This is a genomic window from Paraliobacillus sp. X-1268 (assembly GCF_003426095.1).
GTDB classification, from domain to species: domain Bacteria; phylum Bacillota; class Bacilli; order Bacillales; family Amphibacillaceae; genus Paraliobacillus_A; species Paraliobacillus_A zengyii.
Window position 1 is genome coordinate 57,491 of sequence record NZ_QJSK01000011.1, and the last position, 24,509, is coordinate 81,999.

Here is a 24,509-nt window from a genome sequence, read left to right on the forward strand (position 1 = left end):
GATGAATTGAACTGGATGAAAATAATAATTTACATGCTAATTTCTAGATAACAAAATATAATTAAAATCTGTTCTTTTTATGTAGATTTATACTCTCTGTTAATGATGTGAAGATGGGTATTAGCGTATCAAGTGAAATTGGTGACACTCCAGCAGGAACAGCACGGGCTGAAGATCCACTCGGAAAGCGATCTTTGCTTATCCGAGTTAGCTGAAGCCGTGCCTGCGGAAAGGGAGCCGATTTTACTTGAGGAGCGGGTCAGAATTTCCTGTTACGTCGTAGTTTATAAATGTTTTGTAATAAACGACAATCTTTTATAAAGTAGCTTTTTTGAGACTGCCAAGCAATATATCAGTTATACGCCAAACTCATAACAGTCAAAGATTAGGACTGATTTTTTTGGTGAGAACGTGATAGTGTATATATAATACTTTATGAAAACTTGTAACTATATGAAAAGTAATTGAGCTTAAAAATAAAGGAGGTATGAATAAGTGCCTACTTGTAAAAATTGCAACAAAGAGTGGAGTTGGAAACAAACATTTAAAAAGATGTTTACATTAGATATTGCTATGAAATGTCCACACTGTGGCAAGAAGCAATATTATACAAAACGAGCAAGGAAAAGATCTACAGCCATAGTCTTTATCACTCCCTTTATGTTTCTTTTAAATATGTTTGGTATTTCACTTTTCCTTTCAATTGGAATTTTTCTTGTTTATTGTATTTTAATCCTGGTGATTTATCCGTTTCTGATAGAATTATCGAATGAAGAAGAGTTTCTTTGGTAGTGAATAGGAGTGTCAATGAAGTGGAAATTTAAAATAGATCTACTCATAACGTCTTACTTTCGTGCATATAGTACAATAGCATGTCCGAAAGTAGGGGATAAACAGTGCCGATCGATCAACTTGATCAATATCTATCACTAATAATGATGGCAATTGCGTTAGGCATGGATGCTTTTTCGGTAGGGCTTGGCATGGGTTTACAAGCCTTACGCTTAAAGCGCATCCTTTTTATTGGAATTACGGTTGGCTTCTTTCATATGTTTATGCCGTTTATCGGTATCGTCCTAGGCAAATTCATTTCTGGGCGAATGGAAGGACTTGCTGTAATCGGTGGAGGGTTCCTTTTGTTTGGTTTAGGCATACATATGATATTACAAACATTTGAAAAGGAAGAGAAGATCCCATTGAAACCAATTGGTTTAGGTCTATTGTTATTTGCTTTAAGTGTTAGCCTAGATAGCTTTTCAGTAGGCTTGAGTTTAGGAATGTCTGGAGTTAAAACTTTTTTCGCAATAATTATTTTTGGCTTATCTAGTATGATGTTGACGTGGGCAGGTTTACTTTTAGGAAAGAAGGCCCGCGGTTTACTTGGTGTATATAGTGAGTTATGTGGTGGAAGCATTCTATGTGCATTTGGTCTTCACTTTATTTTTGGCTAAAAAAATATCCGGAACGAAACCGAGCTGCGCGAACCAAACGGAGCTCTTTTTTCTTGTTTTGGTGCTAGTATATAAATATGATATAGTTTTAATAGGTAAAGTTGTCAGTTGAGGAGGAAGCAAGAGATGAAAAACGTTTTATTTATTTGCACGGGAAATACTTGTCGAAGTCCAATGGCAGAAGCGCTACTTAAACATAAATCTGACTTTGAAGTGAAGTCAGCAGGAATTTTTGCATCAATCGGTTCTAAAGCATCACAAGGAACAATCGATGCGTTACAAACTGTTAATATTGAATTGGAACATCAATCACAACCTGTTTCGGAACAACTGTTAGATTGGGCGGATCTTATCCTAACAATGACGATGCAACATAAGCAAACAGTAACCATGCAATATCCACAGGTTCATGACAAAGTTTATACATTAAAAGAATATACACTATTAGATGGACAATCAACATGGGAACAATTAAAAAAAGCATATATCAGATTAGAAGAAAAAAGAGCATTAGTAGTAGCAGAAAAAGATCAAAGTCAATCAGAACAACAGCTCCGTGCTTTTTTACGAGAAGAACAAGATGAAATTGAGCGGTTAGAAGCAGAAATGCCTAATTTTGACATCACAGATCCTTATGGTGGAAGTTCTGAAGTTTATAATCAAACCTTAGAAGAAATGGAAAAATATATTGATATTTTAGTCGAAACGTTAAAAAGCAAAGAATAATTAGAGTGAATTTATCCTAGTGCATTATAGATGCTAACATTCCAATTGGCTCAACTATATCTAAAAAACTTCTAAAAATTTTTAGAAAAAGACTTACTTTATCTGTTCATTTTTCTGTAAAACAAGTAAGATAGTAGATAATAGAATCTATGTTGAACAAAGGAGCGGTTTACTCATGAAAGTAGTAGTGGCTTCGGATCACGGTGGCTATCAATTAGCAAAGCAAATAGGTGTATTACTAGAAGACTTAAGTATTGATTATACGAATATTGGCTCGGATTGTGCTGATTCAGTCGACTATCCCGATTATGGGATTCCGGCAGCAGAACGTGTAGCTAAAGGTGAATTTGATCGTGGGATCTTGATTTGTGGAACTGGTATAGGTATGTCTATTGCTGCAAATAAGGTAAAAGACATTCGTTGTGCATTAGTACATGATGTGTATAGTGCACGTGTTACAAGAGAACATAATGATTCGAATATGTTGGCGATGGGTGCACGTGTAATAGGAGAAGATTTAGCAAAAGAAATAGTGCGTACTTGGATTGGCACGACATTTCAAGGTGGACGTCACGCAGATCGAATAAGTAAATTAAGTGATTACGAAACGAAGCAAGAAGCATAAAGGATGCGAAAATTATGATGCAACTCGAAAAGCAATTACAAGAAATTATTATCGAGTGGAAAAATAGTGGCTATTTAAAAGAAAATAGCCTGTTTGTGATTGGTTGTTCAACAAGTGAAGTAATTGGTGAACATATTGGTACGTCTGGTAGTGAAGAGGTAGCTGAACAGATTTATCAAGCCTTTCAACAATTACAAAAGGAAACAGGTGTTGTCTTAGCCTTTCAGTGTTGTGAACATTTAAATCGAGCGCTCGTAGTTGAACGCCATACAAGTGAAAGATATGGTTATGAGGAAGTGTTTGCTGTACCTGTTCGCAAGGCGGGTGGTTCAATGGCTACTTTCGCATATAAACAAATGAAAGATCCTGTTGTTGTTGAACAAATAAATGCAGATGCTGGAATTGATATTGGTGAAACCATGATTGGCATGCATTTGAAACATGTAGCAGTTCCACTTCGCCTTAAACAACGCGCTGTTGGGAGCGCTAGAATTAACGCCGCTTATACTAGGCCCAAATTAATTGGTGGACCACGTGCGGTTTATGAACGTTAAGTAGACAGTTTAGTTAGGACACTAACTTTTCTAATATAATAAACGAAGCAACCATATTACTTAGGGGGAATTACAAGATGGAGCATGTGAAACAAAATGATTTAGAGCTTTTCCAAGCAATGGAACAGGAACGCGAGCGTCAAAATGACAAAATTGAGTTAATAGCATCTGAAAACTTTGTATCTGAAGCAGTTATGGAAGCCCAAGGATCTGTACTTACAAACAAGTACGCGGAAGGCTACCCTGGCAAACGCTATTATGGTGGTTGTGAATATGTTGATATCGCTGAAAATTTAGCACGCGATCGTGCAAAACAGCTATTTGGTGCAGAACATGTTAATGTTCAACCCCATTCAGGTGCACAAGCAAATATGGCGGTTTATTTCACGATTTTAGAGCCTGGCGATACTGTTTTAGGTATGAACCTTAATCATGGTGGACACTTAACACACGGGAGTCCAGTTAACTTTAGTGGAACGCTTTATAATTTTGAAGATTATGGGGTAGATCCTGATTCAGAGCAAATTGATTATGCTGTTCTACTGGAAAAAGCAATCGAAGTAAAGCCGAAGCTAATTGTTGCTGGTGCTAGTGCTTATTCACGCACAATTGATTTCAAAAAGTTCAGAGAAATCGCTGATCAAGTAGGTGCCTATTTGATGGTCGATATGGCTCACATTGCTGGTCTTGTAGCAGCAGGTTTGCATCCTGATCCAGTTCCACATGCCCATTTTGTAACGACAACAACGCATAAAACACTTAGAGGTCCGCGCGGTGGGATGATTTTGTGTAAAGAAGAGTTTGCGAAACAAATTGATAAATCTATTTTCCCTGGTATTCAAGGTGGTCCATTAATGCACGTTATTGCAGCGAAAGCAACGGCATTTAAAGAAGCTCTATCGGATGATTTTAAAGTATATGGCCAAAATATTATTGATAATGCAAAACGTTTTGGTGAGACATTACAATCAGAAGGTATTCGCATTGTATCAGGTGGAACGGATAACCATTTATTATTATTAGATGTACGTGATCTTGGATTAACCGGAAAAGTTGCTGAAAAGGCACTAGACGATATTGGGATTACAACAAACAAAAATACCATCCCATTTGATCCAGAAAGTCCATTTGTAACAAGTGGCGTTCGTGTCGGAACTGCAGCTGTAACTACTCGTGGATTTGGTTTAGCAGAAATGGAAGAAGTAGCATCTATCATTGCATTCACATTAAAAAATCACGAAGATGAAACAAAATTACAAGAAGCCAAAACACGTGTGAAGGAATTGACAGCCAAATTCCCTCTATACAAGCGTTAAATCCCTAATAAGAATAATCCCTAACCAGATTAACGGTTAGGGATTATTTTAAATGACTGTTCTCTAAAAAAATGATGTTTTGGTAATAATACATAATAGTGGACCCGCAGATCAAATGAAATGGTTTCCCTTTCTTTGAGCACAGCCTTATCTAACTCTGATAAGCAAAATGCGCCTTCCGAGTGGATCTACTTCTATGTGCAAAACAGAATCAATCAGTAAATTATTATGTTACTAACTGTTGGATTTGTTTATAGTTGTTGAAGAACTGGGATTGATGATAGCGTTCTCTGGTGACATATCTAAAAAGTATTTAAGAACGATTTTAAAGCGTTCAACGCCATCGTTATCCTGTCACCCCTTTTTTCTGATTACTTAACTATACTAAGAAAAAACGCGCAATATTCGTAAAAATATGTTGATTATTAATTATTAATTATTAATTATTTTATAGTAATTATTAAACAGTAGCTATGCATGGAAGATTAGCATACGATCCATAAAGTAATCCGTAGATACGAAGTCCTGTGGGAACAGCAAATGTTTTCGATGGGATGAGTAATCGCAATCCCACGGACTGAAGATCCACTTCGGAAAGCGATTTTTACTTTCCGAAGTTAGCTGAAGTCGTGCCCACGGAAAGCGAAGTATCTACGGATTACGGTAGCGTAGACTTCAGGTATAAATATTGCAGGCAAAGGTTTCATTAATAATTTCCTGAATATAAGAGTGACTTTTTGATTAGCTGAAGCCGTGCCTGCGGAAAGGGAGCCGATTTCATTTGAGGAGCGGGTAATAAAGTCACAGGTTTTCGTAAATAGCTTATTAAATCGTAACATTTATCAAAAAAACAAAATTAATTAGTGTCTTAACTTGAAACAATGCATTTTTTTCAGTACACTTTTAAAGATGCAAAAAAAGATAAGGAGTGATCGGAAGTGGGAAATGTATTTGTACTGGATCATCCATTAATACAACACAAACTGACGTATATTCGAAATAAAGAAACGGGTACAAAAGAATTTCGTGAATTAGTTGATGAAGTGGCCGGTTTAATGGCTTTTGAAATTACCAGAGATCTACCTGTAGAGGAAAAAACAATAGAAACACCAGTAACTACTGCAGTTACAAAAACATTAAGTGGAAAGAAAATTGGTTTAATACCTATTTTACGTGCCGGATTAGGTATGGTAGACGGCGTATTACGCTTAATTCCAGCAGCAAAAGTAGGACATGTTGGCCTTTATCGCGATCCAGAAACATTATTACCAGTAGAATATTATATTAAATTACCTTCTGATATTGAAGAGCGTGAATTAATTGTCATTGATCCAATGCTTGCTACCGGTGGTTCTGCTAATGATGCGATTGAATCATTGAAGAAGCGCGGCGCAACAAATATTAAATTGATGTGTTTAGTAGCAGCACCAGAAGGCGTAGAATTGATTAAAAAAAATCATCCTGATGTAGATATCTATCTTGCAGCATTAGATGAAAAATTAAATGATCATGGCTATATCGTTCCGGGTCTAGGTGACGCGGGTGACCGTTTATTCGGTACCAAATAATATTGTGAAAAAAGCGCTACCTATGCCATATATGTAGCGCTTTTCTTCTGAAAAGGAGGAAGTGTGACACATGACAAAACGAATCAAAGTAATGACGGTATTTGGAACACGACCAGAAGCGATTAAAATGGCACCACTCGTACTAGAATTAAAAAAACGTTCAGAACAATTTGAACCGATTGTTACGGTCACAGCCCAACACCGTGAGATGCTTGATCAAGTCTTAACGATTTTTAATATAAAGCCAGATTATGATCTAAATATAATGAAAGCTCGCCAAACGCTAGCTGAAATTACAACACGTGCACTTGAAGGTTTAGACAAGGTAATGAAAGAGACAAAGCCTGATATTGTCCTAGTTCACGGCGATACGACCACGACATTTGCGGCATCCTTAGCAGCTTATTACAATCAAATTGTAGTGGGTCACGTTGAAGCTGGACTTCGGACGTGGAATAAATACTCGCCTTATCCGGAAGAGATGAATCGTCAATTAACAGGTGTAATGGCGGACCTTCACTTTGCTCCTACTACTAGCGCAAGAGAAATCTATTAGCAGAAAACAAAGCAGAAGAGAATATTTTTGTAACAGGTAACACCACGATAGATGCACTTAAAACGACTGTTAATGCAAGTTATACGAGTAAAGTTTTAGATGAAATAGAGGGAAAAAGACTTGTGTTAATGACAGCACATCGACGAGAGAACCTGGGCGAGAATATGCAACAAATGTTTCGTGCAATCAAACGTCTTGTAGAAAAACATCAAGATATCCATGTGTTATATCCTGTTCACCTTAATCCAGTTGTCCAAGAAACTGCTGATCAAATTCTAGGAAATGACAAGCGTATTACTTTAATTGACCCGCTTGGCGTTGTTGATTTCCATAACTTCGCGTCACGAGCATACCTCATTTTAACGGATTCTGGTGGCGTACAAGAAGAAGCGCCATCATTAGGCGTGCCTGTATTGGTACTTCGTGATACGACAGAACGTCCAGAGGGTGTAGCGGCAGGGACACTAAAACTAGCTGGCACAGATGAAGAAATGATATTTCAATTAGCAGATCAATTACTGTCTGACGATACAAAACATCAAGAAATGGCACAAGCATCGAATCCATATGGAGATGGAGAAGCAAGTGCACGTATTGCGGAAGCTATTCGATATTTTTTTAAGGAAGCTAGCGATAAACCAGCTACTTTTATAACAAAATAGTTTTTGAAAAAGAACTTCTAAATAGGAAGTTCTTTTTTTATGTAAGATTGCATTCTATCCGCACACGTACATTAAATTAAAGCAAGTAACTAAAAAAGTATAGGGTACGGATTTTTTTCACATACTATCGTAAAAACAAGGAGAAAAACATTGTATGCGAACCAGAGCCATTCTATCTATTCTTATTGCGCTAGTCTTTATCATCCCCCCGATTACAAGTCAAGCGCAAACAGAGACACAATCAATTATTATAGAAGTGGAAGGGAATCCACACGAACAAAAAGAATATATTGAAGCATACTATCCAACAGTCGAAGTGCTCGAAGTTTATGATACCCTCTTTCAAGGGCTAGCATTACGTGGTAAAGCGCATCAGTTAGACCGTCTGAATGGATTAGATTTTCTGAAAAAAGCTTATCCAGTCCAAACGTATCAAATAACAGAAGAAGCTCCGATTAACGAGAGTGTTCCTTTTCTACTACAAGATGAAGTAACACAAGAATCCTTATCTTATACAGGTAAAGGTGTAAAGATTGGTGTGATAGATACAGGTATTGATTATCAACATCCTGATTTAGAAAAGAACTATAAAGGTGGATTCGATCTTGTTGATATGGACGCGGATCCAATGGAAACACAAGTAGAACAAGGATTATCGACTATCCATGGGACACATGTTGCCGGCATTATCGCTGCGAACGGAAAGATGAAAGGTGTAGCACCTGATGCAGATCTTTATGGTTATCGCGCACTAGGACCAGGTGGTGCTGGAACGTCCGTGCAAGTCATCGCAGCCTTAGAGAAGGCAGTGAAAGACGGGATGGATATCATTAATATGTCACTTGGCAATACTATTAATGGTCCAGATTGGCCGACTAGTATAGCTGTTAACCGTGCAGTAGATGAGGGTGTGTCCGTTGTGATCGCGAATGGAAATTCTGGTCCAGATGATTGGACAGTAGGTTCTCCTGCAACAGCAACAAAGTCGATAGGAGTTGGTTCCTCCACACCTCCAATCAAGACAGCTTCTTTATACGATAGTTTTGAAAATAAAAAAATAGAGCTTATCACATTAGCAGGCGCACCAGCATGGGATTTACAGAAAAAATATCCGATAGTAAATGGTGGGGATGGAAAGAAGGCAATACCTGATGCAAGAGGGAAGATCGTTTTAATAGAACGAGGAGATATTTCATTCACGGAAAAGGCCAAACAAGCAGAAACTTCAGGAGCAGCTGCTGTGCTTATATATAATAATGAAAAAGGCACCTTTCAAGGCGGAATGGAGCAAGAGATTTCTATTCCAGTTACAGGTATATCACAAGCAGATGGCGAGTGGTTGTTAGACCAATTGGACACGCACAGCTATTGGATTGAGACAGATTATCAGATCACACAAGATCAAATTTCAGATTTTAGCTCACGTGGCCCTGTAACGGCTAACTGGCAAATCAAACCTGAAATTGTTGCACCTGGAGCACAAATCACAAGCACAGTCCCAGGTGGTTATCAAACACTTCAAGGAACAAGTATGGCTGCCCCGCATATTGCAGGTTCACTTGCTGTTTTAAAAGAAGCACATCCTGATTGGACGCCAACTCAATTAAAAGGGGCACTCCTGACCCAAGCGTTACCACTGACGGATGGGGAACAATTATATGAGCCGATTGAGCAAGGGATGGGTAGAATCAGATTATCAGAATCGATTAATACCGCAACGATTATTACGAATCCATTACTATCATTTGGTAAAATTAATACCGGAAAAGAAAGCAACGTTGTAAATCTTGAAGTGAAAAATGTATCAGGTAAACCACAAACCTATTCTTTTGACTTACCTGAACAAACAAAGGGATTACGTTGGTATACACCAAAGACTTTCACGATTGAGCCGGGTCAAACAGAGCAAGTTCCAATCGAATTAGCGATTACGAGCAGTTTACTGGAACCAGGACTTTATCAGGGGTGGTTAGAACTTTCAAATCAAGAACAAACCTTTTCTTTACCTTACATGTATGTGAATCAAATGAGTAATTTCCCTAAAGCAATGGGTTTTGAATTAGAGTTAACCCCTTTTCAGGAAAAAAATTATACGTATCGCTTTTACTCACCAGAGGTTGCAGAAAAAATTACGGTTGATTTATATGATCCGAATACCCTGACATTTCAACAGACACTATTTAGTCTAGATGATCCTGAACCAGGTGTAATAGAAGGGGAAATCCCATTGAAATTAATGCCTAAAAAAGGGGAATATATTGCTGATATTTCTGTTGAGACTGAAAAAGAAGAAGTTTTTCACTATCAAATGAATATATTGATTGAGTAATATAACGGATATTGGTAAGATAGTGATAGCAAATTTTAAATCTTCAAAATTTAATAGTAGAATTCACAAAATTGTCTCTACCTTTATAGTGAATAATCCATTATAATAGTAAATAGACATTTTAAACCAAGCTATGTATTCTTTGGGAGTAGCTAGCTATTTAGATGTTTTCTAAATAGAACCTGCTTTTTTTTACCGAAACTCCCTTAAATACAGCGTGCCTAAAGAAATTAAATTTTGATTTATGATAGGGTTTTCATGTGACTTTTATCACTGACAATACTTTTCTGATTTAAAGCCTTGCGAATATATAGGCTATTTGTCATAATTTGTTGATGGAATCGAACAATGAATAGGTGACTCATACGTTTTTGGAGGACGACGGATCATGCATGAATATGAACAAATGATATCTCGTCAGAAAAAATGGATGTTTTATTATCTTGCGATTCTAGCTTTAGGTACGGCGCTAACATCTTACCATAGTATATTTAATGGTTTGTTACTTGGTAGTGCAGTTAGTTTTTATAATCTCTGGTTGCTCCAAAGGAAAATGAAAAAGCTAGGTGAAGCTATTGTAAATAACAAAAAGATTTTTAGTCTCGGAACATTAGTCCGATTTGGTTCAATTGCAGTATCTGTCTTAATTGCATTAGAATTTGAGCAGTATTTTCATTTTATTGCAGTGATTATCGGATTAATGACAATGTATGTTGTTATTATGGTAGATGGCTTATTATTCCTAACAAGAGATTAATTTTCAGGAAAAGAGGTGAAACAAGTGGACCACGAATCACCAATGGTATATGATTTTCTTGGTATTTCAGGACTCAACTTTAACGCGTCAACTGTACTGATGATCTTTGTAGCATCAGCCATTGTATTTATTCTTGGTTTTGTAGGTAGTCGTAAGTTGCAAACGAAACCAACTGGTATGCAGAATGCGATGGAGCTTCTTATCGACTTCGTAAAGGGCATTATTGGCGATACAATGGATTGGCGCAGAGGGAAAATGTTTTTGCCTTTAGGACTCACATTAATTTTATACATCTTTATTAGCAATATTTTAGGTGTTATTATGATGGGGGTATACGATCATGAGTTATGGTGGAAATCACCGACATCTGACGTAGGTATAACATTGTCACTTGCAGCATTTATTATGATTCTTTCAAACTTTTATGGGATTAAAATTAAAGGTATGAAAGGTTATTTTAAAGATATGACAAGCCCAGTTGCATTCATCTTACCATTTAAGTTAATCGAGGAAATCACGAATACAATGACACTTGGTTTTCGTTTGTTTGGTAATATTTTTGCAGGGGAGATTTTATTATCCCTTATAGCCCAAATGGCATTTATGGCTGGACCAGGTAGCTATATTTTTTCACTGGTACCGATGATTGTATGGCAAGGATTTAGTTTATTTGTTGGGGCGATTCAAGCCTTTGTATTCACTATGTTAACGATGGTTTACATGTCGCATAAAGTGGCAGATGATCATTAATTATAATGTAGAAACTAATAAAATTTTTACATATTTTAAAAGGAGGAATTTTTAAATGGAAGCATTAGCAGCAGCATTAGCAGCAGGATTGGCAGCATTAGGAGCAGGTTTAGGAAGTAGTATGGTAGTTAAGACAACAGTTGAGGGGATCGCACGTCAACCAGAATTAAGAGGACCATTAACTACAGTTATGTTAATTGGTATTCCACTAGTAGAGGCCGTTCCGATCTTAGCTATCGTTGTAGCCTTCATGGTACTGTAGAACTCAATAGTAAAAATACAGTGGCGAAATTTATCTTTAGAGGAAGTTTCGCCATTCCTTTAATTTCAAAATAGGATGAATCCATTCTAAATCAGGGCTTTCACCATAAAACTTGGCGATGAGCCAAGTTTTTAATCTGTTTAAAGTCTATTTTTATTTAATCACGGACAGTTTCATGTTAGTAGTTGTTGAAAGGAGTGAATACAGTGCAAGATTTAGCTGGAAATCTTATTCTCGGAGCTGCAGTTGGCGGTCTAAATAGTGGAGATATTATTTTTTCGTTACTAAGCTTTGCGATATTACTTTATCTATTAAAGAAATTTGCTTGGGGTCCATTACTTAATAAAATGGAAGAACGAGAAAACTACATTGCAAATGAATTAGATGTTGCCGAAAAAAACCGTATCTCAGCAGAGAAAGCGACAGAAGAAGCAAATGAGCGCTTAAAACAAACACGTCAAGAAGCACAAGTTATTATCGAAGATGCTAAAAAGGCTGGAATCGAACAAGAACAAATCATTATAAAAGCAGCTGAAACTGCTGCAGATAGAATGAAACAATCTGCACAGGCAGAAATTCAGCAAGAAAAAGAAAGTGCCATTCAAGCACTTCAAGCACAGGTGGCTTCACTTTCTGTTCAAATTGCTAGTAAAGTAATTGAAAAAGAACTAAATGCACAAGATCAAGAAAAACTAATTTCTGACTATATGAAAGAGATAGGAGAAGAGTAATGAGTAAAGCAGTGATTGCTAAACGCTACGCAGAAGCTCTTTTTCAACTTGCTCAACAAAAAGAAAATGTTGATTCAATTGAATCTCAACTTTTAATAGTCAAGGAAGTTTTTCAACAAAATCAAGATTTTAATGATTTTTTAGAACATCCTGGCTTTGATGGGTTGAAAAAGAAACAAATAATTGATCAAGCTTTTCATGATTTTGCAAAAGAAGTTCGCAACACATTGAAGCTATTAATAGATCGTCATAATGAAAGTGCTGTTCCAGAAATCGTAGATCAATTCTGTGCATTCGCTAATGAATCTAAAGGAGTAGCAGTAGCGACAGTTTACTCTGTTCGTCTCCTCTCTGAAGAAGAAAAGCAGCAGTTACAAGTTGTATTCACAAAGAAACTAGCTGTTAAATCATTAACAATTAACAATGTAATTGATCCTTCTATTATGGGTGGCATCAAGCTTAAAGTTGGTAATACCATTTATGATGGCTCTGTAAAAGGAAAATTAGAACGAATTGAACGTAATATCGTTTCAGTAAATTAAAGATGATAGGGGTGAATTGGCATGAGCATAAAAGCTGAAGAAATCAGTGCGCTGATTAAACAGCAAATTGAGAATTATCAAGCTGATATTGAAGTTACTGATGTCGGTACGGTTATCGAAATCGGTGATGGTATTGCACGTGTACATGGTCTTGATAACGTTATGTCAGGTGAGCTTGTTGAATTTTCAAATGGAGTAATGGGATTAGCCCAGAACTTAGAAGAAAGTAATGTGGGGATTGTTATCTTAGGTCCTTATACAGAGATTCGCGAAGGCGATGAAGTTCGTCGTACTGGTCGTATTATGGAAGTGCCGGTTGGTCGTGAATTACTAGGTCGTGTAGTAAATCCATTAGGACAACCAATTGATGGGAAAGGGCCAATTGAGACGAGTAAAACACGTCCAATTGAAGCGCCAGCACCAGGTGTAATGGATCGTAAATCTGTTCATGAACCACTACAAACAGGTATTAAAGCAATTGATGCACTTGTGCCAATTGGTCGCGGACAACGCGAATTAATTATTGGTGATCGTCAAACAGGTAAGACGACTGTTGCAATTGATACGATCATTAATCAAAAAGACCAAGACATGATTTGTATTTATGTTGCTATTGGTCAAAAAGATTCTACTGTTCGTTCTACAACAGAAGTATTTCGTAGACACGGCGCATTAGATTACACAATAGTAGTTAGTGCCGGTGCGTCAGAACCTGCACCACTTCAGTACTTAGCGCCATATGCTGGTGTTTCTATGGGTGAAGAGTTTATGTATGACGGAAAGCATGTGCTAGTTGTATATGATGATCTATCTAAACAAGCGAATGCATACCGTGAATTATCACTATTACTGAAACGTCCACCGGGCCGTGAAGCATTCCCAGGTGATGTATTCTACTTACACTCACGTCTATTAGAACGTGCAGCAAAGCTTAGTGACGCAAAAGGATCAGGCTCATTAACAGCCTTACCATTTGTTGAAACACAAGCTGGTGATATTTCAGCGTATATTCCTACCAATGTTATATCCATTACAGATGGACAAATATTCTTGCAGTCTGATCTATTTTTCTCTGGTGTTCGTCCAGCGATTAATCCAGGTCTATCGGTATCACGTGTTGGTGGATCAGCACAAATTAAAGCGATGAAGAAAGTTGCAGGAACATTGCGTTTGGATCTAGCTTCTTATCGAGAATTAGAGTCATTTGCACAGTTCGGATCTGACTTAGACAAAGCAACACAAGCAAAACTTAATCGTGGTGCTCGTACGGTAGAAGTTTTAAAACAAGGCCTACATAAACCACTTGTAGTTGAAAAACAAGTTGTTATTATCTATGCGTTGGTTCGTGGCTATTTAGATGATATCGAAATTGATGATATTACGCGTTTCCAATCAGAGTACTTTGATTATTTTGATGCAAATCATGCTGACATCTTAACAACAATCCGTGAAACCGGAAATCTTGCTGAAGCAGAAGCAATGAATGCAGCTATTGAAGCGTTCAAAGCACAATTTGTAGGGAAAAGTAAATAAATTGGAAGTGGAAGGAAGGAAAATAAGAATCAAATTCTGATTTTTATCCTTCTTTTGCAACAGAAACCTTTTCAAGAAAGGGGGCTGAACGTAAGTGGCATCACTAAGAGATATTCAAACACGAATAGGCTCAACTAAAAAAACAAAACAAATTACAAATGCGATGCAAATGGTTTCAGCATCAAAGCTCAGTAAGGCGGAATTAAGTTCAAAGTCTTATATCCCATACAGTGAAAAGATGCAAGAAATGGTTCATCATATCGCATTGAGTAATGAGACATTTGAACACCCTATGTTAAAACCAAGAAAAGTGAAAAAGACAGCGTATTTCGTCATTACATCTGATCGTGGATTAGCTGGACCTTTTAACAGTAGTGTATTACGTAAGGTGTACCGTACCATTCAGGAAAAACATCAATCTGTATCAGAGTATACATTGATTGTAGTCGGACGAATGGGGAGAGACTTCTTTAAACAACGAGATATGCCAATTACAAATGAAATTATTGGTTTATCAGATCAACCTGTTTTTTCGGATATTAAAGATCTAACATTGGAGTCCGTACAACTATATATTGATGAAGAAGTAGATGAATTAAACATTGTCTATAATCATTATATTAGTGCAATCTCACAAGAAGTAGTTACCAAAAAATTACTACCTCTTACAGACTTTGAAAATACGGAACAAACACCAGTTAGTAAGAACAACAGTGCATTTGAATTTGAACCGAGTAAAGCAGAAATATTGGAGTCATTGTTACCCCAATATGCAGAAAGCTTAATCTATGGTGCTTTATTAGATAGTAAAGCAAGTGAACACGCAGCACGCATGTCAGCAATGCGCAGTGCTACAGATAATGCGAACGATTTAATTGATGATTTATCTTTACAATATAATCGAGCTCGTCAAGCTGCTATTACACAAGAAATCACGGAAATTGTCGGTGGAGCAGCAGCCCAAAAATAGTAAAATGTAAGTAAGGAGGGAAATCGATGAGTAAAGGACACGTAACGCAAGTAATGGGACCAGTTATTGATGTAAAATTTGATAATGGACAGCTCCCTGAAGTATATGATGCATTAATCATTTCTCCTAAAGAGGAAAATGGTGTTGCATTAACACTTGAAGTAGCATTACATTTAGGTGACAATTCAGTTCGTACAATTGCCATGCAGGCAACAGAAGGTATTCAACGAGGAGCAGAAGTAATTAGTACTGGTGCTGCTATTTCTGTACCTGTAGGTGATCTTACATTAGGTCGTATATTTAATGTGTTGGGAGAAGAGATTGATTTAGGTGAAAAATTACCTGATGATGTTCGTCGCGATCCAATTCATCGTCAATCACCAGAGTTCGAACATTTGGCGACTGATACAGAAATTTTAGAAACAGGAATTAAGGTTGTTGATTTATTAGCACCATACATTAAAGGTGGTAAAATCGGTTTGTTTGGTGGAGCCGGTGTAGGTAAAACGGTTTTAATCCAAGAGCTTATTAATAATATCGCACAAGAACATGGTGGTATTTCTGTATTTGCTGGGGTTGGAGAACGTACACGTGAAGGTAATGACCTTTACTTTGAAATGAAAGACTCAGGCGTTATTACTAAAACAGCAATGGTGTTCGGTCAAATGAACGAGCCACCTGGTGCACGTATGCGCGTAGCTTTAACTGGACTAACAATGGCAGAATACTTCCGTGATGATCAAGGACAAGACGTATTATTGTTTATTGATAATATTTTCCGTTTCACACAAGCGGGTTCTGAAGTATCTGCATTGCTAGGCCGTATGCCTTCAGCTGTTGGGTATCAGCCAACATTAGCGACGGAGATGGGTCAGTTACAAGAACGTATTACATCAACCAATAAAGGTTCTGTTACATCAATTCAAGCGATTTATGTACCTGCGGATGACTATACCGATCCAGCGCCTGCAACAACATTTGCGCACTTAGATGCAACAACTAACTTGGATCGTAAATTATCAGAGCAAGGTATTTATCCTGCTGTTGATCCGTTAGCATCAACTTCACGTGCACTAGACCCTGAAGTTGTTGGAGAAGAGCATTATAACGTATCTCGTGAAGTACAGCGTACACTACAAAAGTATAAAGAATTACAAGATATTATTGCAATTCTAGGGATGGACGAATTATCTGATGAAGATAAATTAACCGTTTCTCGCGCTCGTCGCATACAATTCTTTTTATCGCAGAATTTCCACGTAGCTGAACAGTTTACTGGTCTTCCAGGTTCATATGTGCCAGTAAAAGAAACGATACGAGGCTTTAAAGAAATTTTAGCTGGTAAATATGATGATCTTCCCGAAGACGCATTTCGTTTAGTTGGAACAATTGAAGATGTTGTTGAAAAAGCAAAACAAATGGCGTAAGAATAAAGCGGTTATAGCTCTATTCCAGCCTGAGGAGGGGTTTCATTGAAAACACTAACGGTGAGTGTTGTCACTCCTGATGGCCCTATTTTAGAAGACACATTTGAAATGGTTAGTTGTAAAGCTGAAAACGGTGAATTAGGAATTCTCCCAAATCACATTCCATTAATTGCGCCACTTGTAATTAGTGTGACACGATTAAAAAGAGATGACGAAACGATAAAAATTGCAATAAATGGCGGGTTTGTTGAAGTGAATAACAACAAAGTAACCATTCTTGCGCAATCAGCTGAAACGCCTGGTGTCATCGATGTTCAGCGTGCTCGTAAAGCGAAAGAACGTGCTGAAAGGCGTTTGCAAACTAAACAAGATGATGTTGATTTTAAAAGGGCAGAATATGCACTTAAACGTGCACTAAATCGTCTAGATGTGATAGAAAACAAATAGAGAGTGCTACATTATAAAAAGACTTTATTTCCATTTTAACTTTGGATTTAAAGTCTTTTTTTGATTCTATGCGACTATATTTAGTATAGGAATGGTATGTTTAGTTTAAACTTGCTGGGGAATAGATAAAAAGTCATTTAAAAAACCAACGATCCATGGTATTATCTTTAATTAGGTTAAATGATAATTGTGAAAAAAATATATGCGTATTTATTGTCGCTATTTCCCGGGAAATGACAAATATTTGTATGCATGATTAAATTGAAAAGTGAGGTTTCATCTATGGAAGAACTAGGGAGATTAGCTTTAATTAGCATGCTTTCCCACATTATTTTTATTGTTATAACGTGGCAAATTATGCAAGCATTAAGATTGGATCCAATTTTTAAAAAAGCGCGGACATTTGAAGCTAAGATTTTGATTGTTTTTATTGCGATTGTTATTGGTTCGACTGTTAGCAATTTCTTCTTAGATTTTCTTAAATGGTCGCAACAATTTGTTTACTTGTTTTAAACTATTGTCATGATTTGACGAATACCTTTTAGTATGGAGAGGAAGCAAAGCGACCATACTGAGTAATAAAAAAGGTAGGGAGATAAAATCATGATTAAAAATAAAGGTTTAGCAATTATACTACTTGTATTACTAATTTTCACTTTTCATTTAAAAGACGTCGTTGCAAAAGAATCGGCAACAGATGAGTTGGTAGAAATGATGGAAGCTGTAGAAGCAGAAGCGTTACAGGTAAAGACATGGCAAATTATGATGAGAGAACAAATTAGCAAAAAAGAGATGCCAGAAATAATGCACGCAATAAATCAAATCGGCTTTTCTAATGGTTATACGACTGAGAAAACTGAACAAGCAACAAAATATAAGTGGGACAGCCGTAAAGAAGAGGATCGGATCGAATCTATTATAATGGTAACCTCAGAAAATCAAGATACTGTAGATGTGATTTATAAAATGGAATCATTAGAAGCAGGTAGTTTTAATCAAAACCCTATAGAAGAACGTCTTCATCTCTTATTGGAAAATGTTTTTAGTAAGGATGTGACAAAATTTACTTGTATTTCGACAGAAGTAGATGCTATTATAGGTAGTGATTATTTTTTTGATAGAATGATAGAAAAGTTAGATGTAGAAGTGATCGATGAAATGAATGAAAAAGATTTTAATGTAATGTCTGGATATACAGACAAATGGGAAGCTGCTATACCTTCATTGAACAAGTCAATGAATATTCAATTAGCAGCAAGAAAAGGTTTAAACGGAAAAATAACCTTAACAATAGGAACACCTATCCTAACGACTGAATATTAATAATATAGAAATTGGACTTTAGAGGAGAATGAGCCTTGGATAAAATCATCGTCCGTGGTGGTAGGCAGCTAAACGGCACTGTACAAATAGAAGGTGCGAAAAATGCTGTATTGCCTGTCATCGCAGCAAGTATAATGGCAAGTGAAGGAAAAAGTGAGCTTCATAACGTTCCAGCTTTAGCTGATGTTGTGACTATGAAAGATGTATTAAGCAATATGAACGCAAAGATTGATTTTCAACATAATACAGTAGTAGTTGACGCAGTGAAACCTTTAATTACGGAAGCCCCTTTTGAATATGTAAGAAAAATGCGCGCGTCGGTTCTTGTTTTAGGACCAACGTTAGCACGTTTCGGTCATGCCAAAGTAGCAATGCCAGGTGGTTGCGCTATTGGCTCAAGACCTATTGATTTGCATTTAAAAGGCTTTGAAGCTATGGGTGCAGATGTACATGTTGGAAATGGATTTGTCGAAGTGTTTTCAAATGGACGTCTTAAAGGTGCGAAAATCTATTTAGATGTACCAAGTGTTGGTGCAACAGAAAACCTCATGATGGCAGCAGCATTAGCAGATGGTAAATCTACAATTGAGAATGCAGCAAAAGAACCAGAAATTATTGATCTTGCTAACTATTTGAATGAAATGGGCGCTAGAGTTGTCGGAGCTGGTACAGAAACAATTAAAATTGAAGGCGTCAAAACGTTACATGGTGCAAAACATTCTATTATCCCAGACAGAATTGAAGCTGGAACATATATGATTGCAGCTGCAATTACTGGTGGAGATGTGCTTGTAAAAGGTGTAGATGCAGAACATTTACGTGCATTAATTTCTAAAATGGAAGAAATGGGTGTGAAGATTGTAGAAGAATCTAATGGTGTGCGGGTAATCGGGCCACACAAGTTAAAAGCCACTGATTTGAAAACAATGCCACATCCAGGTTTTCCTACCGATATGCAATCACAAATGCTTGCGCTTATGTTACAAGCGGAAGGCACGAGTGTCATTACGGAAACCGTCTTTGAAAATCGGTTTATGCATGTAGAAGAATTTCGTCGTATGAATGCAAAAGTTAAAATTGAAGGTCGTAGCGTAATTGTCGAAGGACCAGGTGTCTTACAGGGCGCAGAGGTTGCAGCTACTGATCTTCGTGCAGGTGCAGCATTAATATTAGCTGGCTTAAAAGCAGAAGGTTATACACGTGTTACGGAATTAAAACATCTTGACCGAGGTTATGTAGATATTACAGAGAAACTTGCAGGATTGGGTGCGGATATTGAACGTGTGAATGATGAAGAAGAAATTATAATAGAAGAAGCAGAAACAGAAACAAAACATTTTTCTGCTTTATAAAAAATAAAAAGCTGTGCGATTAGACGATTTCAGTCTCAATTGCACAGCTTTTTTTCTATACATATCTGTCTTATTGAAGTGTATTCCAATTGTGGTGCTGATGTAGCAATTACCCTTACCACCTGATTTTCTATCAACTACGACACAACATTATTATCGGCTAGCTAAATAATATACTAATTACTACCACGCTACGGTAGAAAATGGTCTCCCTTTCCGTGGGCACAACCTTAGCTAACTACTTGGAAGCAAAGAACACTTCCAAGTGGATCTTCGGCTTGTGGGATTGCGATTACTCATCCCATCGAAAACATTTGCTGTTCCCACAGGAGTGTCAACCATTTACTACCTTCGCTGGATAGCGTATCTTTTTTATACAGGTGATAAAATCACTTTTTATTGTTTCTAACTCTTGCTTTAGTTAGTCATTAATTAAGGAAAATAGAGTCATTTACGCAATTTTAATTAGCTAACTAAAACCAGCGGATCAAGCGAAATCGGCGAGACTCCTGCAGGAATAGCCGTGCCTGCGGAAAGGGAGCCCATTTCGCTTGAGGAGCGGGGCATGAATTCTGTTGTGTTACAATTTATGTAAAGAATGCTACGTCGCAATTTCGATCAATTTCAAATGATGAAACGAAATGAGGAGCTCGATGTCAACTTCAACTTTAGATTGCTTTACTTTTTAAGTTTACAAAACTAATTTTAAAATTTCTCTCTGCGTAATTTGTTTATATTTTTTAAAAAAATAGCTGGTGCTTTTTTTACAATGTTTGCTCGTACCAAACTAAATTTCTCGTTCTACTATCTTGTTTTTATGTATAGAGTAATTAGTAGATACGAAGATGATGTTTGGTAAAGGGAGGACGTATATGCATCCGTATAATAAAAACAAAAAACGAGGCTTATATTGGAAATCTAGCAGTATGTTACTGGTAGGACTGTTGTTAACTATTATATTGTTAGTTCCAGCTTTAATTGTAGCGCCACATACAACAAAAATGACAGAATTAGAGACATCTACCGAAGCGGAGGTAGAAAAGCCTGCAGAGGCTGTTACATTGTCCTCTGATGACTCAGCATTTACGGTTGAAGTAATGCGTTCAGAAACAGATCAAATCGAAAAGGTTCTATTGGAAGATTATGTAACACGAGTTGTTGCTTCTGAGATGCCTGCCGAATTTGAACTGGAAGCATTAAAAGCACAAGCACTTGCAGCGAGAACCTACATTGTTAATTATCTGGCACATGTAACAGATGATGCAGCAAATGTTACAGATACAGTTCAGCACCAAGTTTATAAGAGTGATGAAGAGCTCAGGGAAGTTTGGGGAAGTGACTACAGTTGGAAAATAAGTAAAATTAAAGAAGCAGTTGCAGGTACAGTAGGAGAAATTTTAACCTATGAAGATCAACCTATTACACCAGCCTTTTTTTCAACTAGTAATGGTTACACGGAAAATGCTGAAGATTATTGGGAGAACGCTTTACCTTATTTAAAAAGTGTAGCTAGCCCGTGGGATCAAGACTCACCAAAGTTTCTAGATCAAAAGATTGTTCCGATTGATCAAGTAGAAGAAGCTTTAGGTGTAACACTATCTCAATCTAACAATGATTTTAGCATGACAAGAACAGCGAGTAATCGTGTGGAAACGGTTAAAATAGCAGAACAAACCTTCACAGGAAGAGATATACGAGAAGCATTAGAGTTAAGATCGAGTGATTTTAGTATAGAACAAAAAAATGATCATCTCATCTTTACAACAAAAGGTTATGGGCATGGAATTGGTATGAGTCAATATGGTGCCAATGGTATGGCTGAGGATGGGAAGAGTTATCAAGATATTGTAACCTATTATTACCAAGGAACAGAGATAGAAAGAATAGAAGATGCAACACCTACTTTAGTAGTGAAAAACTAAACTTATAATTAGGATGAACGTTTTACCAGCGAAGAACTTTACTGAATTAGAAGAGGGTTTAACAAATATATCATCGTATTAATTAAAAAATTGATAAACGATGTATATTATTTCCTGTTTCTGATCAGAATGGTTCCTGAGGTGATGTAAAATGAGAGAAGATAATAATAACGTTTCAAAACAAAGTTGGAAACGTATCTTCAAGAAGAAATGGTTTTTTCCTGCTGTATATTTAACAGTTGCTGCACTATTGTTAACTGGTGTTCTATGGTATCAAAATTTAGATAACCAGATTCCAGAGGCAACGGATAATACAGAGACGAATCTAGGAAATTCTAATGGGAATCCATTAGACTATGAACAAGATTCAGATACTGTTGTAAGTCAATCAGAAGTCGTAAAGATGCCAGTAGCGGAAGATAGTCAAACTGACATTGTAACAAAATTTTATGATTTCGATAAGACATCTGAAGAGCAAGAACAAGCACTCGTTCTATACAACAATAAATACTACCAAAGTAAAGGTATAGACATTGCATCAGCTTCAGATGAAACATTTTCAGTAACTGCAGCATTAAGCGGTGAGGTTACAGAAGTGAAGGAAGATCCATTGCTAGGCTATGTACTAGAAATGGAACATGAGAATGGTGTTTCTACTTATTATGCAAGTTTACAAGATGTAACAGTCAAAGCGGGCCAAAAGGTTGAGCAAGGTGAGAGTGTTGCAACTTCAGGTCAAAATGTATATGGCCAAGCAAGCGGCACACATGTTCATTTTGAAATCCGAAAAGACAACGTAGCAGTAGATCCAGAAATGTACTTGAACAAACCATTAGCAGATATTAAAGCTCCAAGTGCTGAGGAATCTGCTGAAGAAACAGAAGTTACAGATGAAGCAGAAGATACAGATGAAGCAGAAAATGATGAAACAGAAACTGTTCCAAACCCAGATGAGTCGACAGGAGAGCAAGAATCTTCTAGAGCAACAACGAACACATAAATGAATATAAAAGGCATGAGGGAATTTTCCTTCATGTTTTTTTTGTCTATGGATTGTTAAAGTAGAATAGAAGAAAAGTATAATGAAAAATAGTTGATTAAATCATAGACTTAATTAACTTTTTCATCACTAGTTTGAATATTTGCAGGAAATTGTCGAAAAAATATAGACTTTAGGGTTGAATTATTATGAATATATGAAATAATAATAAGTGATGGTTGATTTTGGAAGGAGGGGTGTTTATGAGACAAGATAACGCTCTCCGCAAGGAAAACAACAAAAGTACCGAGATAGAAATGGATCGAATAAGTAATCTAAACGAATTTATTACGGTAGCTAGTATGGAAAAAGATGATGATACGGTTATCAAATTAACAAGTGAATATTGTCTAATCACAACAAATGAAGTCGATTGGCGAATAGGAATGCATTTTTTGTATACGAATGGATTCTATGAAGAAACACAAGTATTAATAGATAAAAATAAAAAAAGTAAAAATCAGATCAACCACAAATGGGCTACTGTTTATGAACTGGTTCTCGCCAGACGTTTTCGGACGATACCGCATCACAAAATTCTAACAAAGTTACAAAGAATCGAAACAGAAGACAAAGAATTACAGTTTGTCATGAAGTATACAATGCTTAGTATAAATTTTGATATGTTTGATTATGGAAGTTTTAACTTCTTGTTAGACGAAATACAAGACTTGTTACTTAAATTAGACAATCATGTGTTGATTTCTCTAGCTAATATCAATTTGGATCAGTTATTCTTTGCATATTATTGGAAAAGCAATGAAGCTATCTTAGCGAGAAAGTATGGCTTTCGCTTATTAAATAAAATGTATAATAAAAAACAAAAAGCACACCTACATGTAAATCTGAGTCTAACCTATATTTTTGATGATTTCAACTCTTGTATGTATCACTTAAATCAAGCGAAGATAATTGCTGAAAACTTACAAGATCAGCGTTTATTAAACTTGATAAACAATCAAAACAACCCCTTTATATGTGCTCATTTCGCCCAAACAGATGGTGTTGTTACGAATGATTGGAGTGAACAAGCACATTTGGAAATAGCAAAAGAGAACTTTTTAAGGGCTCAAGAATTACTAATTGGAATTACTGAGATTACCCCATTTACAAAGTATTACCTTGGACGAGCATATCAGGATAGAAAGCTGCTTATTAGTTCCTATAATGATTTTATTGAAAAAAGAAGTGATCTTTTTTTCGCTCGGTTACCACTTCATGCTATGGATAAAATGTAATCTCAGTTTTATAACTCTATTTAGAGGAGGTGAATAATACATGAAGAAAATTTTCTCATCAATGTTATTGGCTGTTATTTTATTAGTAGGTAGCCAAGTTACTCTGGTAGAGACGGATATAATATCTACCGGCGAAGAAGAAGTGAATATTTCTGTCAACATAATGGCTGATCCTGGACATGGCGATGTTGGTTAATGTTTTTAGAGGCTGGGACATAATTAGCCAAAATAACGAAAAAGATTCCGATCATCTTAGGAAGATGGTCGGAATCTTTTTTTGTTGGATTATTTTCAGGATTTGTTGCACCATGCGCATGCTTAGCCGTGTACTTTCTCAAGTTCACCGCCATGAATGCAAATCCTAATTCATTTTCCACTTTCTTCTTGCCTCTTACTGACATACGAGTGAAACGCAAATTAGCCTTCAAA

The 24,509-nt window shown here is 36.6% G+C and carries 24 protein-coding genes and 2 pseudogenes; 25 read left to right on the forward strand and 1 reads right to left on the reverse strand.

The genetic code is table 11. The annotated features are described in order from the left end of the window. The first annotated feature begins 495 nt into the window (after positions 1-495). From D2K62_RS12570 to D2K62_RS18795, 25 genes and pseudogenes are all read left to right on the forward strand, one after another. Complete coding sequence (locus tag D2K62_RS12570; protein ID WP_112182206.1) at positions 496-792, forward strand: TIGR04104 family putative zinc finger protein; 297 nt, start codon at positions 496-498, stop codon at positions 790-792. A 104-nt stretch (positions 793-896) separates the two neighbouring features. Further along, entirely contained in the window at positions 897-1,451 is a 555-nt protein-coding gene (locus D2K62_RS12575) for a manganese efflux pump MntP (RefSeq protein ID WP_117149532.1), read from the forward strand. Between the two features lie 126 nt (positions 1,452-1,577). After that, positions 1,578-2,177, forward strand: coding sequence for a low molecular weight protein arginine phosphatase (locus D2K62_RS12580; protein ID WP_112182204.1), 600 nt, complete (start codon positions 1,578-1,580; stop codon positions 2,175-2,177). Positions 2,178-2,352: 175 nt separating this feature from the next. Beyond that, positions 2,353-2,802 (forward strand): ribose 5-phosphate isomerase B, encoded by a 450-nt coding sequence (gene rpiB, locus D2K62_RS12585; protein ID WP_117149531.1) that lies wholly within the window; start codon positions 2,353-2,355, stop codon positions 2,800-2,802. A 14-nt stretch (positions 2,803-2,816) separates the two neighbouring features. Next, positions 2,817-3,356 (forward strand): TIGR01440 family protein, encoded by a 540-nt coding sequence (locus D2K62_RS12590; protein WP_117149530.1) that lies wholly within the window; start codon positions 2,817-2,819, stop codon positions 3,354-3,356. 77 nt (positions 3,357-3,433) lie between these two features. Continuing rightward, positions 3,434-4,672, forward strand: a complete 1,239-nt coding sequence (locus D2K62_RS12595; protein ID WP_112182201.1) for a serine hydroxymethyltransferase — start codon at positions 3,434-3,436, stop codon at positions 4,670-4,672. Between the two features lie 938 nt (positions 4,673-5,610). Next, on the forward strand, positions 5,611-6,240 hold the full coding sequence (gene upp, locus D2K62_RS12600) for a uracil phosphoribosyltransferase (protein ID WP_112182200.1): 630 nt from the start codon (positions 5,611-5,613) through the stop codon (positions 6,238-6,240). 70 nt (positions 6,241-6,310) lie between these two features. Beyond that, positions 6,311-7,458: pseudogene (gene wecB / locus D2K62_RS12605) on the forward strand (non-hydrolyzing UDP-N-acetylglucosamine 2-epimerase). A gap of 154 nt (positions 7,459-7,612) precedes the next feature. After that, positions 7,613-9,787, forward strand: a complete 2,175-nt coding sequence (locus D2K62_RS12610) for a S8 family serine peptidase (protein ID WP_117161570.1) — start codon at positions 7,613-7,615, stop codon at positions 9,785-9,787. A 388-nt stretch (positions 9,788-10,175) separates the two neighbouring features. Beyond that, positions 10,176-10,544: an ATP synthase subunit I gene (locus D2K62_RS12615; RefSeq protein ID WP_112182198.1), complete on the forward strand. Its 369-nt coding sequence runs from the start codon at positions 10,176-10,178 to the stop codon at positions 10,542-10,544. Between the two features lie 24 nt (positions 10,545-10,568). Next, entirely contained in the window at positions 10,569-11,294 is a 726-nt protein-coding gene (gene atpB / locus D2K62_RS12620; RefSeq protein WP_117149528.1) for a F0F1 ATP synthase subunit A, read from the forward strand. A gap of 55 nt (positions 11,295-11,349) precedes the next feature. Further along, entirely contained in the window at positions 11,350-11,556 is a 207-nt protein-coding gene (gene atpE / locus D2K62_RS12625; RefSeq protein ID WP_112182196.1) for a F0F1 ATP synthase subunit C, read from the forward strand. Between the two features lie 206 nt (positions 11,557-11,762). Further along, a complete protein-coding gene (atpF, locus tag D2K62_RS12630; protein ID WP_112182195.1) occupies positions 11,763-12,287 on the forward strand; it encodes a F0F1 ATP synthase subunit B in 525 nt (174 codons plus the stop codon). Beyond that, positions 12,287-12,829, forward strand: a complete 543-nt coding sequence (locus D2K62_RS12635; protein ID WP_112182194.1) for a F0F1 ATP synthase subunit delta — start codon at positions 12,287-12,289, stop codon at positions 12,827-12,829. Before atpF ends, D2K62_RS12635 begins: the two co-directional genes overlap by 1 nt. Positions 12,830-12,850: 21 nt before the next feature. Then, a complete protein-coding gene (gene atpA, locus D2K62_RS12640) occupies positions 12,851-14,362 on the forward strand; it encodes a F0F1 ATP synthase subunit alpha (protein WP_112182193.1) in 1,512 nt (503 codons plus the stop codon). Between the two features lie 94 nt (positions 14,363-14,456). Next, positions 14,457-15,332: an ATP synthase F1 subunit gamma gene (gene atpG / locus D2K62_RS12645; RefSeq protein WP_112182192.1), complete on the forward strand. Its 876-nt coding sequence runs from the start codon at positions 14,457-14,459 to the stop codon at positions 15,330-15,332. A 26-nt stretch (positions 15,333-15,358) separates the two neighbouring features. After that, positions 15,359-16,759 (forward strand): F0F1 ATP synthase subunit beta, encoded by a 1,401-nt coding sequence (gene atpD, locus D2K62_RS12650; RefSeq protein ID WP_112182191.1) that lies wholly within the window; start codon positions 15,359-15,361, stop codon positions 16,757-16,759. A gap of 45 nt (positions 16,760-16,804) precedes the next feature. Beyond that, positions 16,805-17,206, forward strand: a complete 402-nt coding sequence (locus tag D2K62_RS12655; protein ID WP_112182190.1) for a F0F1 ATP synthase subunit epsilon — start codon at positions 16,805-16,807, stop codon at positions 17,204-17,206. A 282-nt stretch (positions 17,207-17,488) separates the two neighbouring features. Then, a complete protein-coding gene (locus tag D2K62_RS12660; RefSeq protein WP_112182189.1) occupies positions 17,489-17,719 on the forward strand; it encodes a DUF1146 family protein in 231 nt (76 codons plus the stop codon). Positions 17,720-17,809: 90 nt separating this feature from the next. After that, a complete protein-coding gene (locus D2K62_RS12665) occupies positions 17,810-18,529 on the forward strand; it encodes a YwmB family TATA-box binding protein (RefSeq protein WP_112182188.1) in 720 nt (239 codons plus the stop codon). A gap of 35 nt (positions 18,530-18,564) precedes the next feature. Then, the gene (gene murA, locus D2K62_RS12670) at positions 18,565-19,881 is read left to right on the forward strand and encodes a UDP-N-acetylglucosamine 1-carboxyvinyltransferase (RefSeq protein WP_117149527.1); all 1,317 of its coding nucleotides are present in this window, start codon (positions 18,565-18,567) and stop codon (positions 19,879-19,881) included. 872 nt (positions 19,882-20,753) lie between these two features. Further along, on the forward strand, positions 20,754-21,803 hold the full coding sequence (gene spoIID, locus D2K62_RS12675; protein ID WP_112182186.1) for a stage II sporulation protein D: 1,050 nt from the start codon (positions 20,754-20,756) through the stop codon (positions 21,801-21,803). 151 nt (positions 21,804-21,954) lie between these two features. Further along, positions 21,955-22,803 (forward strand): stage II sporulation protein SpoIIQ, encoded by an 849-nt coding sequence (gene spoIIQ, locus D2K62_RS12680; protein WP_112182185.1) that lies wholly within the window; start codon positions 21,955-21,957, stop codon positions 22,801-22,803. Between the two features lie 242 nt (positions 22,804-23,045). Next, on the forward strand, positions 23,046-24,080 hold the full coding sequence (locus D2K62_RS12685) for an AimR family lysis-lysogeny pheromone receptor (RefSeq protein ID WP_112182184.1): 1,035 nt from the start codon (positions 23,046-23,048) through the stop codon (positions 24,078-24,080). A gap of 40 nt (positions 24,081-24,120) precedes the next feature. Continuing rightward, positions 24,121-24,276, forward strand: coding sequence for a hypothetical protein (locus D2K62_RS18795; protein ID WP_157967401.1), 156 nt, complete (start codon positions 24,121-24,123; stop codon positions 24,274-24,276). Here D2K62_RS18795 and D2K62_RS18970 read toward each other — a convergent pair. Continuing rightward, positions 24,236-24,509: pseudogene (locus D2K62_RS18970) on the reverse strand (hypothetical protein); the annotation flags it as partial. The gene D2K62_RS18795 and the pseudogene D2K62_RS18970 overlap by 41 nt on opposite strands.